General features: G+C 60.2%; 22 protein-coding genes. 1 reads left to right on the forward strand and 21 read right to left on the reverse strand.

What is annotated here, in order from left to right:
• Positions 1 to 117 precede the first annotated feature (117 nt).
• The 11 genes from LCU97_RS25690 to LCU97_RS25740 all read right to left on the reverse strand — a co-directional run bounded on the left by LCU97_RS25690 (position 118) and on the right by LCU97_RS25740 (position 8,163).
• A complete protein-coding gene (locus LCU97_RS25690) occupies positions 118 to 1,281 on the reverse strand; it encodes a tyrosine-type recombinase/integrase (protein WP_232778159.1) in 1,164 nt (387 codons plus the stop codon).
• Positions 1,167 to 1,580, reverse strand: a complete 414-nt coding sequence (locus tag LCU97_RS26700; protein WP_232778089.1) for a hypothetical protein — start codon at positions 1,578 to 1,580, stop codon at positions 1,167 to 1,169. The genes LCU97_RS25690 and LCU97_RS26700 overlap by 115 nt, the downstream gene beginning before the upstream one ends.
• A gap of 22 nt (positions 1,581 to 1,602) precedes the next feature.
• Positions 1,603 to 1,806 (reverse strand): hypothetical protein, encoded by a 204-nt coding sequence (locus LCU97_RS25700; protein ID WP_232778090.1) that lies wholly within the window; start codon positions 1,804 to 1,806, stop codon positions 1,603 to 1,605.
• Positions 1,807 to 1,847: 41 nt separating this feature from the next.
• Positions 1,848 to 2,345 (reverse strand): hypothetical protein, encoded by a 498-nt coding sequence (locus LCU97_RS25705; protein ID WP_232778091.1) that lies wholly within the window; start codon positions 2,343 to 2,345, stop codon positions 1,848 to 1,850.
• Between the two features lie 48 nt (positions 2,346 to 2,393).
• On the reverse strand, positions 2,394 to 2,780 hold the full coding sequence (locus LCU97_RS25710; protein ID WP_232778092.1) for a hypothetical protein: 387 nt from the start codon (positions 2,778 to 2,780) through the stop codon (positions 2,394 to 2,396).
• A gap of 49 nt (positions 2,781 to 2,829) precedes the next feature.
• Entirely contained in the window at positions 2,830 to 3,537 is a 708-nt protein-coding gene (locus LCU97_RS25715) for a hypothetical protein (RefSeq protein WP_232778093.1), read from the reverse strand.
• A gap of 46 nt (positions 3,538 to 3,583) precedes the next feature.
• Positions 3,584 to 3,937: a hypothetical protein gene (locus LCU97_RS25720; protein ID WP_232778094.1), complete on the reverse strand. Its 354-nt coding sequence runs from the start codon at positions 3,935 to 3,937 to the stop codon at positions 3,584 to 3,586.
• Entirely contained in the window at positions 3,937 to 4,644 is a 708-nt protein-coding gene (locus LCU97_RS25725; protein ID WP_232778095.1) for a hypothetical protein, read from the reverse strand. The genes LCU97_RS25720 and LCU97_RS25725 overlap by 1 nt, the downstream gene beginning before the upstream one ends.
• Entirely contained in the window at positions 4,641 to 5,099 is a 459-nt protein-coding gene (locus tag LCU97_RS25730) for a hypothetical protein (RefSeq protein ID WP_232778096.1), read from the reverse strand. Before LCU97_RS25730 ends, LCU97_RS25725 begins: the two co-directional genes overlap by 4 nt.
• Positions 5,100 to 5,150: 51 nt before the next feature.
• Positions 5,151 to 6,848, reverse strand: a complete 1,698-nt coding sequence (locus LCU97_RS25735) for a DNA cytosine methyltransferase (protein WP_232778097.1) — start codon at positions 6,846 to 6,848, stop codon at positions 5,151 to 5,153.
• 70 nt (positions 6,849 to 6,918) lie between these two features.
• Positions 6,919 to 8,163 (reverse strand): DNA-methyltransferase, encoded by a 1,245-nt coding sequence (locus tag LCU97_RS25740; protein WP_232778098.1) that lies wholly within the window; start codon positions 8,161 to 8,163, stop codon positions 6,919 to 6,921.
• 2 nt (positions 8,164 to 8,165) lie between these two features.
• Here LCU97_RS25740 and LCU97_RS25745 point away from each other — a divergent pair, with 2 nt between their 5' ends.
• Positions 8,166 to 8,759 carry a hypothetical protein gene (locus LCU97_RS25745; RefSeq protein ID WP_232778099.1) on the forward strand — a complete coding sequence of 198 codons (594 nt, stop codon included), beginning with the start codon at positions 8,166 to 8,168 and terminating at the stop codon, positions 8,757 to 8,759.
• Here the strand turns inward: LCU97_RS25745 and LCU97_RS25750 are convergent.
• From LCU97_RS25750 to LCU97_RS25795, 10 genes are all read right to left on the reverse strand, one after another.
• Complete coding sequence (locus LCU97_RS25750) at positions 8,746 to 9,120, reverse strand: hypothetical protein (RefSeq protein WP_232778100.1); 375 nt, start codon at positions 9,118 to 9,120, stop codon at positions 8,746 to 8,748. The genes LCU97_RS25745 and LCU97_RS25750 overlap by 14 nt on opposite strands.
• A gap of 75 nt (positions 9,121 to 9,195) precedes the next feature.
• Positions 9,196 to 9,657: a hypothetical protein gene (locus LCU97_RS25755; RefSeq protein WP_232778101.1), complete on the reverse strand. Its 462-nt coding sequence runs from the start codon at positions 9,655 to 9,657 to the stop codon at positions 9,196 to 9,198.
• Positions 9,654 to 9,896 (reverse strand): hypothetical protein, encoded by a 243-nt coding sequence (locus LCU97_RS25760; protein ID WP_232778102.1) that lies wholly within the window; start codon positions 9,894 to 9,896, stop codon positions 9,654 to 9,656. The genes LCU97_RS25755 and LCU97_RS25760 overlap by 4 nt, the downstream gene beginning before the upstream one ends.
• On the reverse strand, positions 9,893 to 10,660 hold the full coding sequence (locus LCU97_RS25765) for a lambda exonuclease family protein (RefSeq protein ID WP_232778103.1): 768 nt from the start codon (positions 10,658 to 10,660) through the stop codon (positions 9,893 to 9,895). Before LCU97_RS25765 ends, LCU97_RS25760 begins: the two co-directional genes overlap by 4 nt.
• Entirely contained in the window at positions 10,657 to 11,577 is a 921-nt protein-coding gene (locus LCU97_RS25770) for a hypothetical protein (protein ID WP_232778104.1), read from the reverse strand. Before LCU97_RS25770 ends, LCU97_RS25765 begins: the two co-directional genes overlap by 4 nt.
• A gap of 7 nt (positions 11,578 to 11,584) precedes the next feature.
• Positions 11,585 to 12,685, reverse strand: coding sequence for a hypothetical protein (locus LCU97_RS25775; protein WP_232778105.1), 1,101 nt, complete (start codon positions 12,683 to 12,685; stop codon positions 11,585 to 11,587).
• A gap of 156 nt (positions 12,686 to 12,841) precedes the next feature.
• Positions 12,842 to 13,168, reverse strand: coding sequence for a hypothetical protein (locus tag LCU97_RS25780; protein ID WP_232778106.1), 327 nt, complete (start codon positions 13,166 to 13,168; stop codon positions 12,842 to 12,844).
• Positions 13,165 to 13,359, reverse strand: a complete 195-nt coding sequence (locus LCU97_RS25785; RefSeq protein ID WP_232778107.1) for a hypothetical protein — start codon at positions 13,357 to 13,359, stop codon at positions 13,165 to 13,167. Before LCU97_RS25785 ends, LCU97_RS25780 begins: the two co-directional genes overlap by 4 nt.
• The gene (locus LCU97_RS25790; RefSeq protein WP_232778108.1) at positions 13,356 to 13,547 is read right to left on the reverse strand and encodes a hypothetical protein; all 192 of its coding nucleotides are present in this window, start codon (positions 13,545 to 13,547) and stop codon (positions 13,356 to 13,358) included. Before LCU97_RS25790 ends, LCU97_RS25785 begins: the two co-directional genes overlap by 4 nt.
• On the reverse strand, positions 13,544 to 13,969 hold the full coding sequence (locus LCU97_RS25795) for a hypothetical protein (RefSeq protein WP_076406693.1): 426 nt from the start codon (positions 13,967 to 13,969) through the stop codon (positions 13,544 to 13,546). Before LCU97_RS25795 ends, LCU97_RS25790 begins: the two co-directional genes overlap by 4 nt.
• Positions 13,970 to 13,977: the final 8 nt, after the last annotated feature.

Consider the following 13,977-nt stretch of genomic DNA (forward strand, 5'->3'; position numbering starts at 1 on the left):
AGCATGGGGTGCTAGGGGTCGAGTGTTCGAATCACTCCGTCCCGACCATATTTTTCAATGACTTAGCCCAATCTGCAAAGGTTGGGCTTTTTCATTGGTGGGGAGTTTTTCGGGACTTCATCCCATTTTCCTTTTCAAGATTGTCAGCACCGGTCCCCGCGAGTCGGTTGCTGATACCATATTGGCTGCCTCAATCAGATGCCCGAGCTCGGCGCCCGAGTAGTGGCTGGTGATGCTGCCGTTCTTGTGCCCCAGTAAAGCCTTGCGGTCTTCCTGAGAGACACCTGCCGCCCGAAGGCGACGGCCAAACGTGTGTTTCAAGTCGTGCACCCTGATGGATGCATACCCAGGGTGAGCGGGGCGAAGGTTTTCCTCCTGCCAGAGTTTCGCCGCTCTCACCCGTGCTTTCTTCCAGGCCGAGTCGTTCATGCGGTGCATCGCGGTACCGTTGTAGGGGAAAACCCACTCCTTGCTCAGGCCGCGCTGCTTATCAATGATCGACTTCGCCACGTTGTTGAGCACAACCAACCGCTCGTCGCCATTCTTCACACCTGACCGCTCGTTCCTCCCGCCGAAGTCGGACGGTATCAGGAACACGCTGGTGCCAAGCTCCGGCACCAGAATCTCCCAATCCCACCTCAGCTTGCAGACCTCCTGTTCACGGCAACCAGTGTTCACCTTGAACAGGGCCATCGTCTGCAGGTGTGCAGGCAATTCCCCGAACAGGATTGATTGCTCTTCCCAGGACATGGGGTAGGGCTCCCGCACCTTTTTCTTCAGGTCCAGCTTTGTCAGCATCGGCACCGAATCCAGCCAGGGCCTCCGCTCCTCATCCCGCCATTTCCTTGCACAAAGTGAAAGCACCCGGATCACCCGCTCGATCGATATGTTGATCGTGCGGGGCGCCACCGGCTTCAGCTGCTTACCGCACGGCAGCACCATTCCCTTCAAACGATCCCTCACGAATGGTTCAAGGGCCTGGTCATCGATGTGAGTCAATGGCAGGTCTTTGAGATAAGGGTGAAGTTGCTTCAGGTGATGTGCCGTCAGCTTGATCGAGGGTTGGTCCTTGCTCTCGATCAGGAACCTCGTAGCCGCTTCTTCCCAGGTGCGGGTACGCCGCACGCCGTATACCTTCTGCTGCCGAAGCTGCTCCAGACGGTGGATTAGGTACTGCTCGGCCTCCTGCCGGTCACTAGTGCCAGTGCTTTCTCGAAGTCGCTCACCTCTGAAAACCTTGTCGATTTGCCAGACTCCACCTTTCTGGTAGAGACCGGAGATCGCTTTTCTCGCCATGGTTTACCTCCTTTGAGTTCACCCTGGCGCTCGCTGCAAGGGCGATTGTTGTCCTGATTGGCTGCCTTTTCAATCGACTTGCTAGCGACGTATGCGTCTGCCCACTCGTCCAGTTCGATGCGATCAAACGCTACGCCTTGTTTCCCGATGGGAAATTCCCGCACGTTTGGCCTGACCGTTTTGTTGAATTCGTCCCGGCACATGCCGAGATATCCGGGTGCATCCATGAACCGGATGAACCGCGGCGCGATACTTGCGATTTTTGCCGCTGTGGCGTTTGCCATGTATTTACTCCACGGCGCCCAGCTACGGGCGCGCCTTTTGAATGATGTAGATGACGATGCAGCCGGTGGCGGCGAGCCAGGTCATCGAGCCGAAGCCCGCGGTGATCAGAGCAGCATCGGTGCCCGTGGTGAGCATTTCCGGAGCCACATAGGCGAACCAGAGGAGGGTGACCAGCAGGTAGGCCAGGGCACCCATCAGGATCTGGAATAGTTTTTTTGCAGACATGGGGGCTCCATGCCGCGCTTGGCGGCAGAAGGTGGTGATGGTTATATGTTTGTCTTGGCCAGAACGGCGTCAGCAACTGCCATTGCGGCCTGGGCGTCATCGACGTAAGCCGGATCAAATCCACCTGCAAGGTGAATCGTTGCCTGGCAGGCACGCAGGTTCTCGCGTGTGAGCTTCAGCGCCGCGATCAGCTCTTCGTGCAGTGCGCGTTCCTCCCGGCCGATATCCCAGAAGCGCTGTGCCCAGTGGCCGACAGGCGGCGGGTTGTTGTTCTGCGCACCGCAGGCCAGGGCCCCGACAACGCAGTCCAGAAGGTCGCGTTTGTAGGCGTTGTCACCATCAAGGCCCAGGCCTTGGCGGCGCAGTGCGTCGAGCGCGTTATTCAGGTTCGCTTCAGGCGAGGGCAGCACCAGGTCGAAGTCAGCCTTACCTGGCCGGCAGACGACAAGGAACATCTGGCAGTCGAGCGGCAGGGCCTGGGCGATATCGGAGATGGCATCAATCGCCACTTCACGCAGCAGGGATTTTTGATCAGGCATAGGAGTTCCTCGCCCGCCGTTCACCGGCAGGCTGTAGGGGGATTGGGGTTAGTGTCGAGTTGTCGCTGGCTTGCCTGATCCGATAGGCGACACAGCTACCATTGCGGCCAGCACCTCTCGCATGTCATTCCATGAAACGCCGGTAAACCTGCCGTCCGGGGCGCACAGCTCTAGCATTTTCTCGCCGCCGCGAAGCAGCATCAGGTCGGTTGGATTGAAGATGCTTTCGAATCGCTGGATTTCGCCGCGCAGGTAGACGATCAGATCGGCGCGGCTTTCCTCAATTGATGGCGCAGTGATGATTTCCCGAAGTTCCGCCATTGCAGCCCACCCATTCGCAAGCTGGATTGCCGAGGCTCCTCGGCTGGCGTCAGCAGCAAGAGCGGTAATCAATAGATCCAATGGCACGCTTACCATTTTTTCTTGTTCGCTCATGGCCTTGGCCCTCGATACACCAGCCAGGCCATGTAGAGCAGGGGGAGTATCATGGCTGAACCCTCTTGAACTCGACGACCCAGACCCAGGGGTTGGCTTTCCATGACTCGGCGCCGTTGATGGAAGACCAGAGGTCGGCGAAGTCCATCCGGGCGTCTTCAATAGCCTGATCGGGCGCATCTACCCACCACCGACTCCCCCACATCGCTTCGCCGCGAGTGCCCACGCCCTCGGCAGTTACCTGTTCTGGGCTGATGTCCTGCAACCGCTCGACGCGCACGTCCGTGATCTCCAGCAGGATCCGGCTGGCCCAGCGTGGCATGTGGATGCTCGGGCGGGACCGGCGCGGATAATCCCAGTGGGCAACGGTTCCGTCGTACTCCGGAGCATTGCTACCGGAGTACAGGACCGGCTCCCCGTCGGCGCTGTATCTGGAAAGCACGACGCCGTCACCGGTTTGCTCGTCGATCTCGGTTGTCTCGCGCACCCACAACCGGTCTCCGCGGCGTCCATAAGGGCAGGCACCGAAGGCGCCCAGCTGTGCGGCGCATTCATCCTCGGTGCTGGCCGAGACGACGAATCCATACCGTCGACCGTGCTGGCCTACCGCGACCCAAGGCCGTTCCCCGCCGCCCTTGCACAGGCGCGGAATTTGGTCGCCCTTGACCACGCGCCGCGTGACCGTTTTCCTTCCTTCCAGGATGGCGCGCACCATCGGGGCCGAGAACAGGATCGGCCGTTCCTTTATTTGAGTCATGAGTCGTCCTTGCCGCTATAGCGGCTGACTTTGAAAGGGGGAGGGGTTACGGCTTGATTGGGTTGAGGCGGGCTACTTCGGCGAGGGCAGCTTCATACGCCCGGTAGGCGAAGGTCTTCTCGTAGCTGCCGCCGCCAGCACGACAATACTGGCCATGCTCTTCCCACCAATATTCAAAGACTGCCTCAAGCTCAGGCATCACCACCGCTACCGGCGCTGGCTGCTCGGCGTAGAGTGGGCGTATCTCGCGCATTATTCCGAAGCGATTGAATTTGCCTGCTTCGTGCGAGTGCAGTGCGCGTTCCATTTCGCTGCACTGCGCCCACTCTGTCCACGTGGAGCCATCGCGATTGGTCTTTTTCCTGATCTGCCACGCCACGGGCTCTACTTCTTTGCTCATCACTCACCATCCTTCGCGGCTGGCGCGGATTGGTGGGCCATGTATGTGTGCATGCGATCAAGCAACCAATTCCATTCTTCTCCACGCTCAATGGCACCATAAGCGTGCTCGATCAACATCAGCGCCTTGGTCAGCTCGGATTGCAGGTAGACTATTTCGTCGACGTGCTTAACCGCTTGGGACGTGTGACGCTTTCGGTCCTGGCGCTGGTTTTCGAGCAGCCCATTCAGCCGCTCAACCTCAGACTGTAAAGCCTTGCGAGTTTCCTCGGCGGCTTCCATGTAGTCGTTCTTGTGCTGGCGAAGGTGTGCGACCTCAGCCTGTAGCCGGGTGACGGTTGAAGTGCAGGCATCAAGACAAGCGTTCCATATGTCGGCGCCATGCCAAACATTCACGACGCCATATTTACCGATGCGCTGCATAATTTCCGAACAATTCGCGTTCGTCGCACGATCTGGTATCGCCTCCCCGCCAGCAGGCGGCACAGGCTCAGCCAGGGCGGCGCGAGTGTACGAGCCGTTCCCGCCGCACTCCGGACACTTGCTGTTCTGGCAGAGAATCCCATTGCTGCACACGATGCGCTGGTTATCCAGGGCGGCTCGCAGCTCAGACAATGAATTTACTGCTTCACGGTGCAGCCTCGGGATGTACATGCCTGCCAGTCGCTCCGCCAGCTCCCGCGACAGGGTTACGGTTTCATTCTTCATGGCTTGCTCCATTCTTCGGCGCGCTGGCACTTGCCCTTGCAGCCATCGGTGATGTTCCGGCATGAGCCGCAATCCACATGGCTTGCTGCCTCGGCGGTGGGGTTGAGGGCGGCGCGCGCTACTGTGCCATCCTCAATGAAATCCGGTTCGTCCCAGCACCAGAGAATATTCGTCGGCTCGCCGCTTACGGTGTCCCAATTCCCACTTTCGAAGTGGTAATGCTCACCGTCCGCATAGAACTTCAACGCAGCTTCCAGCTCATCAACCCGCTGATCCTGCACTGTGAGGCGGGCTTGCAGGGCTTGGTTCTCGGTGGCAGTTCGCTCCAGCAGATTCGCCAGGCCCTCGATGTGTTCCTTCTCGGTCAGGCCGATATTGGGCTTGGCTGTGGCGAAGCTTCGGGAGTAATCGAGGGCAAGCTGAATATTCGGCGCGATTTTGTTTTCTGCGGGCATGGCTATGTCCTTTGCCGGGGCATGCCCGGGCGGTGGAGTGAGGGAGGTAGGTCAGCTGTACGGGCTGGGTGTGATCTGCTTGAGGAGGCGCTGGCCGATCCAGCGAACGACGGTGACGGCCTTGCTGTTGCCGATGGCCTTGTAGCGCGGGCCGTCTGCGTCTTTGACGTACCAGGCTTTGCTTTTCTTCGCCTGGCGAACCTCCATTCCAACGGCAATGCACTGTTCCGGAGTCTCGCCGGCGTCCAGCTTTCGCCATCCGTCCCAAGCGATAAGCGTGTAGTCATCAGGCATTCCCTGGAGGCGCTCACACTCTCGGGGGGTGAGGCGCCGAACACCAGCGCCGCTCTGGGTTATCGGTTGTCCGCGTCCTGTTCCGTCCTCGCTGCCGTCGAAGCCGTCGGCCTTCAGCGTGTGCGTAATGTCGCCAGTAATGCATACAGCAACCTGGCCACCTCCATTTGCGTGGCTGCCAGCGTGGTTCATCGCGCGGAGTGTTGGCGATATCGACCCAGCATCGGCGCCGTGGTCCTTGCAGGAAAACGCCAGCACCGCGTTTTCCTGACCGTTGTTTCTCCCGAGCGCGAAGGCGGTGGTATCGCTGACACCAGGGTCTTGCGTACCATGGACAACCAGTAGCCCAGATTCAGCATCCTGTTGGGTGGCGCTTCCGGCGGCCTTGCCGTTTGCATTCAGTGTTCCGGCGACGATGAACGCTTCGGAGTCGGCCCGATGGCTGCACTGTGCCTGGGCCCGGAGTGCTGGGGCAGTAATGGGGATATCGTCGAGCGAATACCCTCCGGACTTTCGACCGCCGCCGGCGATGGTCGGCGCGACGAAGAAGAACGTCTCGCTCTCCATGTCCATGCGGGTGTCTTTCGCGGTGAGCGTGGCCGATCTCTCAACTGATCCGCCCAGGCTGTGGCCGCCGAAGGCCGGGATGCCCCCGAACATGATCACCGCCGGGCCTTCGTCACCCTCGCAGTTCGGGCAGCCGTAATGCCCTAGGGACTCGGGGAAGACGTACCCGCACCCGCACTGGAGCGCAGGGCCGAAAGGAGCTGTTCCGGTAACGTCTTGCCCCTGGCCTCGGCCCGGCGCAGTATCCCGGCGCACGCCTTCGCGCTCAAAAAGTACCTCGGTGGGATCGAATCCGTCTCGAGCACTTGCGACAACGAACACACGGCGGCGTCGTTGGGCCAGGCCGAAATATTGGGCGTCCAGGACCCGCCACGCGATTGTTCTTTTGGGTCCATACACACAACCAGCGTCCGGCCATTTCTTCCCTGAAGGCTGCAGTTCGCAGTCTTCCCCAGCAAGCGCGCCAAGAAAACATCCGAAGGCGTTCCCTTTGTCGCTGAGGACGCCGGGGACGTTCTCCCAGACGATGACGCTGGCGGGCTTTCGCTGGCCGGCGCGAACATAGTCAACTGCATCTGCAAGCTCCACGTATTTGATGGTGAGGGCACCGCGGGGATCGGTGAGGCCTTCGCGCATACCGGCCACGCTGAAGGCCTGGCAGGGGGTGCCGCCGACCAGAATGTCCGGCGCGGGGATCTTGCCGGCCAGCACCTGGGCGCTGAGTTTGGTCATGTCGCCGAGGTTCGGCGTGTTCGGGTAGTGGTGCGCCAGGACCGCCGAGGGGAACGGCTCGATCTCGGCGAGCCAGGCGGCCTTCATGCCCAGCGGGCGCCAGGCCAGTGTCGCGGCCTCGATGCCGGAGCAGACCGAACCGTAGGTAATTTCCATGAGGGATCCTCGCCGGTTGGCGTGATTCGAGTTTGTGGGCTATTGGTTGATGGCCCGGCATGGGGCCGGATCAGGCGGCTGGCGCGGCGTCGTGGAAGACGTCCATCTGCGCTGCGCCGTCGAGCCAGGCCGCTGCGATGCGGCGTTCGGCCATGGCGGCGTATTCGGGATTCAGCTCACACAGGATCGACTTGCGACCCTCCTGCATGGCGACCACCGCCGTGGTACCGGCGCCTCCGAATGGGTCGAGAACGATGCCGCCTCGCGGCGCTCCGGCCAGGATGCAGGGCCGGATCAGGTCTGGCGGGAAGGTGGCGAAGTGGGCTTCCTTGAACGCATGCGTCGCTACCGTCCAAACGCTACGCTTATTCCGTGTCTCGATGTCCCATGAGCTTTCATCCCGGTCAGGCCGGTGCGTGCCTTTGGTCTGGCCCGGAATCGTTTGCTCTCGCTTCGAGTCATCTCGCTTGAAGCTGTCACGCCTGGAGCGCTCGGCGCCGTCTTTGTGAAAAGCACCGTGGCCACCGTCGCCGGTTGAGGTGTCCCAGCCGGTCGGTACCGTGACTCTCGATCGGTTGCGCTCCTTTGCATCAGTGCCATGGCCCCAGCCGACGCCGTTGTTCGGCGGCACCGTGTTTCCTGTTTGGGTTCGCTTACCGCCGTCCGCGTTGTCGAAGGTGGCGCCGTTGACATAGGCGCCGCCACGAAAACCATTGGAGCTTCCCTTGCCGGTTAGGTTGGCTGGCTCCCGAATCGCATCGCTGTCGTAATGGTACCGGCGCGACTTGCTGAGCAAGAATAGATACTCATGGGCCTTTGTGCATCGGTCCCGCGTCGACTCCGGCATAGGGTTCGGCTTGTGCCAGATTATGTCCTGACGTAGATACCAACCGTCATCCTGGAGCGCGAAGGCCAGCCGCCAGGGCATGCCCATAAGGTCCTTCGGCTTGTAGTCGGCATGAGTGGTGGCTTTCGACTTCCGCTGCGACGCCATCACCTGGCGCTGGCTAATGGTAGACACACCAACGCCCATATCGTCACGCCCATGTGCGCCCCAGCTCCCGGCATAGCTATCGCCCATATTCACCCAGGCGGTGCCGTCATCGCGAAGTACTCGTCGCACCTCGCGGAACACTTCGACCAGGCGAGCGATGAACTCCGCCGGCGTTTCTTCCAGGCCGATCTGTCCATCGACACCGTAATCCCGCAGCCCGTAGTAGGGCGGGCTGGTTACGCAGCACTGCACTGACTGGTCGGGCAAGGTCCGCATCATGTCGATGCAGTCGCCGACCAGGATCTGGTGGGAAGGGGTCATGGTTGATTTCCAAGCAGGCGCCGCCCTCCGTGACCGGTGGTGGCATTTTGGTTTTGGTTGGGGTATTACGGGTGACCGGCATGGAGCCGGACAGGGAGAAGCATTTGAGAAAATTGCTGTTACTTATAGCTGCCATGACACTGGCAAATTCGGCAGTGGCGGAAATCCTAGATCCTGTGCCTGCGAAAGTTTGTTCATTGCTTTCTGATGCCGGACTCAAAGGGCGAAAATGGGTCGAAGACTATGGCGATGGCTCCGCTGGATGCGCGAGTGATTACAAGGACATCGGAACAAGCAATGATTTGGCGAACAACTTAGCCTATTACGTCACCGGGGTTAGCCAGTACGTAATGGAAGTGAAGTTGGTCCTGAACTACAACCAGCCTCGCCAATCCAGTAAGGCAACCGCAGCGCTTCTAACCGCCTCAAAAAAACTCTCCGAGCGAGCCCTGGGTGCAGGCTTGCCTGAATCCGTTGTAACGCTGATCAAGCGCGGTGAGCATGGATCCGCAAAGGTTGGGAGCGGCGTGGTAGAAGTGGTGCGGGAGGATTGGCCGACTGGGAAAGGCTACGAAGTGCACGTCATGATGCGCTGACCCAAGGATCAATTATCTGATCTTCAGGTTCGCCTGGATCTTCGGCAAGCCGCTTCAAGCCAGCAGCCCGTATAATGCGTGACACTTTTTCATTAACAACAAAAGGTGTCGTGACATTCCTCAACATCCAAGTCTGCGTCTCGAAGTCGGCGCGGATTAGGTTCATCAGCAGGCGCTGGTGAACGTCCTGCTGGTTGTTGATGCCGTGAGCCTTCATGACCTTCTTCAGGTCTGGCTTGAACACGCCGGCTACTTCAACCGTGAACTTCTCGATGCCCAGCGCGGCGTTCTTGGCTGCTTCCTTCTCGCGCTTTCGCCGCTGCTTGAGGGCTTCCGCCGTGGGCTGTTGTTCTTCGGGCATGGCCTACCTCTTCAATTCCGCTGGATGGCAAGTCCAGCCAGGTCTGTCGTTTGCGTTGTTGAATGCGAAACCGTTTCACGCTGCTACCTTCACCTGGTTCCAGGCGCCGACGGCAGCCAGTAGCGCAGACAATCGCGCTTCGGGTACCGGCGTATCGCCGGGCACCGCCAGCCAGCCCATGCCGATCCGGTGATTCGGGTTACAGTCGGCCTTCACCTCTTCGTAGAAATGCTCAAGGACATCCGAGAGCCTTTCCACCATGTGCACGCCGTCCGGCCTGATGTCGATTGACTTGATGTACTGGGCGCCGTCTTGGCGGACGCAAATGCCTGCGATGTAGATTGTCCAGCGGTGAGCAACATCACAGAGAGCGTCAGCCACCGGCTTCGAAAGGATCTGCTTGCCGTTCTTCCAGTTGATCATCACTTGAAGCCCGCTCGGGTCGATGTTGATCACTGCTGCGTGGTTGGTGTTCACCAGGGCACGCATGCTGCGCTCTAACCGGACTCGCCGGTTGCATGGTTTGCGCTTGCTCATAGCGCGTCCGCCATCTTGCGAAGCGCTCGGCGTTCGGCCAGGGTCAGCTTGCGTGGTTTTCGCTTGAGGACCGTTTCAGGGTCTATCCGGGTTGAGCGGGGCGGCGGCAGGGGGTTGCGTGGTGGGCTGCGCAGTTCGTCGATCCGTCCACCGGCCGCCAGGAACTGGGCGACCTGGTCGGAGAGTGCGTCGGCTTGTGGCCGGTTGTGCTCGACCAGGCTGAGGTGGTTGCTGATCATGCTGCTTTACTCCTCAACTTGCGCTCGTAATCGTCGACCAGCAGCTTGAACTCCCACAGTTCTTCCTCGAGCTTTTCGATGTAGTCATCGTCACGCTGAAACTCTCGCAGCCAGAGTTGGCGGCCAACGGGTTTCAACAGGGGGCAGTACATCCCGAGGTGCCACCACTTGCGGCCTGTGATCCACATGCATCCCTGGACCTGGTCGATCACATCGCTGGCGTCATTGTCGATGTGGAAGGCCCTGAGTTTGTCCGGGGCCAGGAAGCACTTGTACTCAGCGCCACCGTCATCACCGATGAACCCGTCTGCACTGGCACCGAACACGCCGTCGTCCGTTTTTACCAAGCCCACCTGGGTGACGATCAGCCCGGTCTGGATTTCGTGTTCCATCCGCGCCTCAGGCTCCAGCTCATGACCCCGGCGCATTTGCCAGGTCTCGAACCCGCCTTCCAGCGGTGCACCGCCAATGCGCTCAACGGCCAGCTCGAATGCGTAGGTAAGCGCTGCGCTGGATGGCTCGCCGACTTTCTCGCCGTCCAGTGCGCGCTGGACGACTTCGGCTTTTGGCGCTGCCTTGTACCCGGCCAGATCCCGGGCGCGGGATTCGCTGTGGCCCGCAAGGAGCGCGTCGACGTAGGTACGCTGTTGCGCGGTGAGCTCGTTTACCTTGGAGCGAGCAGTGCTGAACATACTGGCTGTGATGACCCCGGCCCGGCCTTGCAGCCACTCGGCGGAGCCTTGCGTGCAATTAACGATAATCATTGGTCAGCCTCCGCGAATTCAACTTCATCATCGACCGCGCTTAAGGTGTCTTTTTCGGTAACTGGCTCTGGCTCTGGCTCTGGCTGCGAAGCTGCGTCTTTCAGCGCTACCCCCCGGGCACCGACTGCAAGCTTGAACGCTTCGTAGGAGGTCATGTCCTTGACCTCGTTGATGGCAGAGACACCGGACTTCCAAATTTCGGTGAGCGCTTCCGGCGTGGAGGCGGCTTCGGCCTGGATGATCCAGTGGGCCGCCAATGCAGGGTCGTGTGGTGCGGGTGTTGGTCTGCTGGCCTGCTGTGTTTCCTGCGGCCGAAGTTCCTCAGGCAGATCCTCAATATCCTGCGTGAAAATGTCCGAGGCGGCGGTGACGTTTAACGTCATGGCGATCATGGCTCGCTTGCAGGCCATTTTGAGCACGGTGTTAGCCAAGTCTGCTGCCTCGGTGCGCACCTGCTGGGCTGTTTCGACCTTGCCCTTGTATTTTTTGTATTTGGTGCGGCGCATCTTTTCAGGAGTCGAATCGAACTCCTCCTGGCAAACGGCGCCGCGCCATTTGTATTTCTCCTCGCCAGAGGAACACTCTCCAACCCCCTCGCCAAGGTCGATGCCTGTGGTCTGATGTCGACCAACACACGTCACCCGATAACGAGCCGTTGTTTCGGTGGAAAGATCTTCAATCCGGTAATTCTGGGCGACCCTGAATGTGACGCACAGCACCTCGGCGCCTGGTTTATACAGCGTGGGCTTTGGAGTGCCTGGGATCGTGCCGTAGTGAGTATCCCGCTTCATGATGCCTTGCATCACTTCCTGAACCAGGTTGACGCGCTGGCGGATCTCAGCGGCAGAGAAGCGATGAACCTCTGCCGCTGTAAGCCCGGCGCTCTCGCGTGCTGGCATTTGGATGATCTCGTTCATGACGACCTCAGTACTGAATGGAAATGGCTGGGATCTTGCGCTGGGCGATCAGAGTGATTGCCTGCTTCGCGCACTCCTCGGTCATGCCGCCGGCGATGAAGGCATCCAGGGCGGCGCGGTTGATCTTGGCTTTGTGCGCCTTGTCAGCCTCGCGCAGCCGCTCCTGGCGCAGGATTTCGTCCGCTGCGGCTTTCTGGCGGGCAATCTCGTCGAGGCGCGCCTTTTCGACGGCCTGCTTCTGATCTTCGATTGCTTGAAGGCGGTCGCGCTCGGCTTTCTGGTCCGCCTCGATCTTCTCCCGCCTTGCCTGTTCGGCTTTGCGCTCCGCTTCGGCGGCGGCCAGCTTCAGGTCGTTTTCGCGCTTCTCGGCCGCGGCCTTTTCGTCACGGGCTCGCTGCTCTTCTGCTTCACGCTCCCGCCTGGCTTTCTCTTCCGCTTCGCGGGTGGCGCGCTCGGCGGCTTCCCGGGCGATGCGTTCCTCGCGATCTTTTTGCTCCCGGGCCTCAGCCTCGGCGCGCAGGCGGGCCAGCTCGGCCTGTTCAGCCTCGAACGTTTCCCGCTTTACCAAGGCTGCTCGTAGCGCGGCCAGAACCTTGTCCTTGGCATTTGCTGCCTCGGCTTCGAATTCCTCCCAGTGGGCACCGAGCTGCATGCCTTCGGCTTCGGCGATCAAGCCTTTGATATGCAGCGACGTCAGCTCGCCCAGGTCGTCCGCAAGCGACTTCAGCCAGTCCAGGCGTTCGGTATGCTTGGCGACCCGGGCGTCCTCGGCTGCCTCCCACTCGTTCAGCGGACGGCGGACTTCTTCCTGCCATGCCTCCAGGGTATCCCGAACGCGCTTGCGCTCGGCATCGATCTTCTTGGGCACTTCCTTCAGGTCTGCCACTAGCTTCTTGCCGACGTCGTCCAACGCCGTCTTCGACCGGGCGACCTTGTAGGCCATCGACGCAATCGCCTCGCGACCTTTGCGGGTGCTGATGTCTGGCGTGAAGCCGTCGATTTCAGTGCGGATCTTTTGCAGCCACGGCTCCAGGCCTTTCGGGGCGCTGTAGACGGCCAGAGCTGTTTCGGCTGGCGGTACCGGGGCCAGTTCAGTAGATGCGGACACGGGGAATCCTTGCCGCGACATGCGCAGCGCTTGAAGGGTTGGTTTATTGAGTGATGTGACCGGCGTAGGCGCTGGCCAGCATCCAGGCGGTACACAACAGAAGGACGATGGCTGAGCCGCGCCAGGCGTAGAGCCTGCGCAGGCGTTGGTTTCTGGTCATGGATCATGCCTTCCTTCGCCGTTGCACTTGTGGCAGGCGCCGGTGGCGCTGTGATATGGGCCATGGCTAACGTAGCTTCCGGAACCCTTACATTCGCGGCACACAACCTTGCCACGCTCGCGCTGTAGCAGCTTGCGGAGGTTCGATACCTCGTTGTCGCGTGGATCCTCAACTGGGATATAGAACGCTTGGCTGATGTTCTCAGACCAGACAACCACATCCGCAGCAACCGCCCTGATCTGTTCAGGTGTTGCTGTAATGCCGTGCTCATCGAAGGATTCGGAGAGTCCCTCGGCATAGTAGTCAGCCCTTGAGTAGCTCATGGCCGAATCCTCACCGCAATACGGCCGCCTTTCATGGTCACCGCAAGGGGCGCCTTCAGGTCGCGCACCAGGTCTTCACGCTTGCGGCCAATAACCTCATTGAACGGCAGGCCGAAGCCGAGGATTGCGATTCGACGCTCGATGTCGTCCATCTGCTCGTCGATCAGGGATTTAACCGGTGCAGTACTCATGACAACTCCTTGCGCCTAGCTACGATCTTGTTGAGGCGCTGGCAGTAGTGGTTGAATTCGTCGATGCTGATCAACTCGCCAGTCATCATGTTGTTGATCATGTTCTGGACGACGGCTTGGGCGCCTGGCTCGCTGTCGGGGTGCTCCAGGCTTTCCAACGCTTGGTCGATGAGGATGTGAGGACTCACAGCACGTCGTCCTCGGCCTGGGCGATCAGGGCGTCGTCGGCCAAGGGCTCAAGCAGGGCCTGTGCGATTTCGCCTCGCTTTCCGAATGGGTGGTCGCTTGGCCCCAGAATCTCTGCGACGGCGTTCTGGTCTGGCCGGCTGTCTATGGTCATCAGCAGCCAGCCGAGCGCCGGGGTGACCACATCGCCGTCGGCAAGCCTGCCATTCGCATACTCATCGATTGCTAGGGCCAGCTCAGCGACCGTGACGCCTTGCGGCTTGCGCATGCGGCGCTGGAACATTACGTCGGTCTTGAACCGGACCAACTGCTCCACCGCGTTGTACAGCCACTCAGCCCGTGCTACCTCTTCCCGCGTCTCACTGACCGGAGGAGGCAACTTCGCGTCGTGCATGGCCTGACAGATATTCAGTGCTGCGTTCATGGTTGCCT

Source organism: Pseudomonas uvaldensis, from assembly GCF_021271205.1.
Classification (GTDB): domain Bacteria; phylum Pseudomonadota; class Gammaproteobacteria; order Pseudomonadales; family Pseudomonadaceae; genus Aquipseudomonas; species Aquipseudomonas uvaldensis.

Bases quoted from the DNA above. Each gene is read 5' to 3' on its own strand.
- LCU97_RS25795 (WP_076406693.1), bottom strand. From the start codon at position 13,969: ATGAACGCAGCACTGAATATCTGTCAGGCCATGCACGACGCGAAGTTG.
- LCU97_RS25705 (WP_232778091.1), bottom strand. From the start codon at position 2,345: ATGCCTGATCAAAAATCCCTGCTGCGTGAAGTGGCGATTGATGCCATC.
- LCU97_RS25765 (WP_232778103.1), bottom strand. From the start codon at position 10,660: ATGATTATCGTTAATTGCACGCAAGGCTCCGCCGAGTGGCTGCAAGGC.
- LCU97_RS25785 (WP_232778107.1), bottom strand. From the start codon at position 13,359: ATGAGTACTGCACCGGTTAAATCCCTGATCGACGAGCAGATGGACGAC.
- LCU97_RS26700 (WP_232778089.1), bottom strand. From the start codon at position 1,580: ATGGCAAACGCCACAGCGGCAAAAATCGCAAGTATCGCGCCGCGGTTC.
- LCU97_RS25780 (WP_232778106.1), bottom strand. From the start codon at position 13,168: ATGAGCTACTCAAGGGCTGACTACTATGCCGAGGGACTCTCCGAATCC.
- LCU97_RS25730 (WP_232778096.1), bottom strand. From the start codon at position 5,099: ATGCCCGCAGAAAACAAAATCGCGCCGAATATTCAGCTTGCCCTCGAT.
- LCU97_RS25770 (WP_232778104.1), bottom strand. From the start codon at position 11,577: ATGAACGAGATCATCCAAATGCCAGCACGCGAGAGCGCCGGGCTTACA.
- LCU97_RS25750 (WP_232778100.1), bottom strand. From the start codon at position 9,120: ATGCCCGAAGAACAACAGCCCACGGCGGAAGCCCTCAAGCAGCGGCGA.
- LCU97_RS25700 (WP_232778090.1), bottom strand. From the start codon at position 1,806: ATGTCTGCAAAAAAACTATTCCAGATCCTGATGGGTGCCCTGGCCTAC.
- LCU97_RS25720 (WP_232778094.1), bottom strand. From the start codon at position 3,937: ATGAGCAAAGAAGTAGAGCCCGTGGCGTGGCAGATCAGGAAAAAGACC.
- LCU97_RS25725 (WP_232778095.1), bottom strand. From the start codon at position 4,644: ATGAAGAATGAAACCGTAACCCTGTCGCGGGAGCTGGCGGAGCGACTG.
- LCU97_RS25755 (WP_232778101.1), bottom strand. From the start codon at position 9,657: ATGAGCAAGCGCAAACCATGCAACCGGCGAGTCCGGTTAGAGCGCAGC.
- LCU97_RS25710 (WP_232778092.1), bottom strand. From the start codon at position 2,780: ATGAGCGAACAAGAAAAAATGGTAAGCGTGCCATTGGATCTATTGATT.
- LCU97_RS25740 (WP_232778098.1), bottom strand. From the start codon at position 8,163: ATGACCCCTTCCCACCAGATCCTGGTCGGCGACTGCATCGACATGATG.
- LCU97_RS25715 (WP_232778093.1), bottom strand. From the start codon at position 3,537: ATGACTCAAATAAAGGAACGGCCGATCCTGTTCTCGGCCCCGATGGTG.
- LCU97_RS25760 (WP_232778102.1), bottom strand. From the start codon at position 9,896: ATGATCAGCAACCACCTCAGCCTGGTCGAGCACAACCGGCCACAAGCC.
- LCU97_RS25735 (WP_232778097.1), bottom strand. From the start codon at position 6,848: ATGGAAATTACCTACGGTTCGGTCTGCTCCGGCATCGAGGCCGCGACA.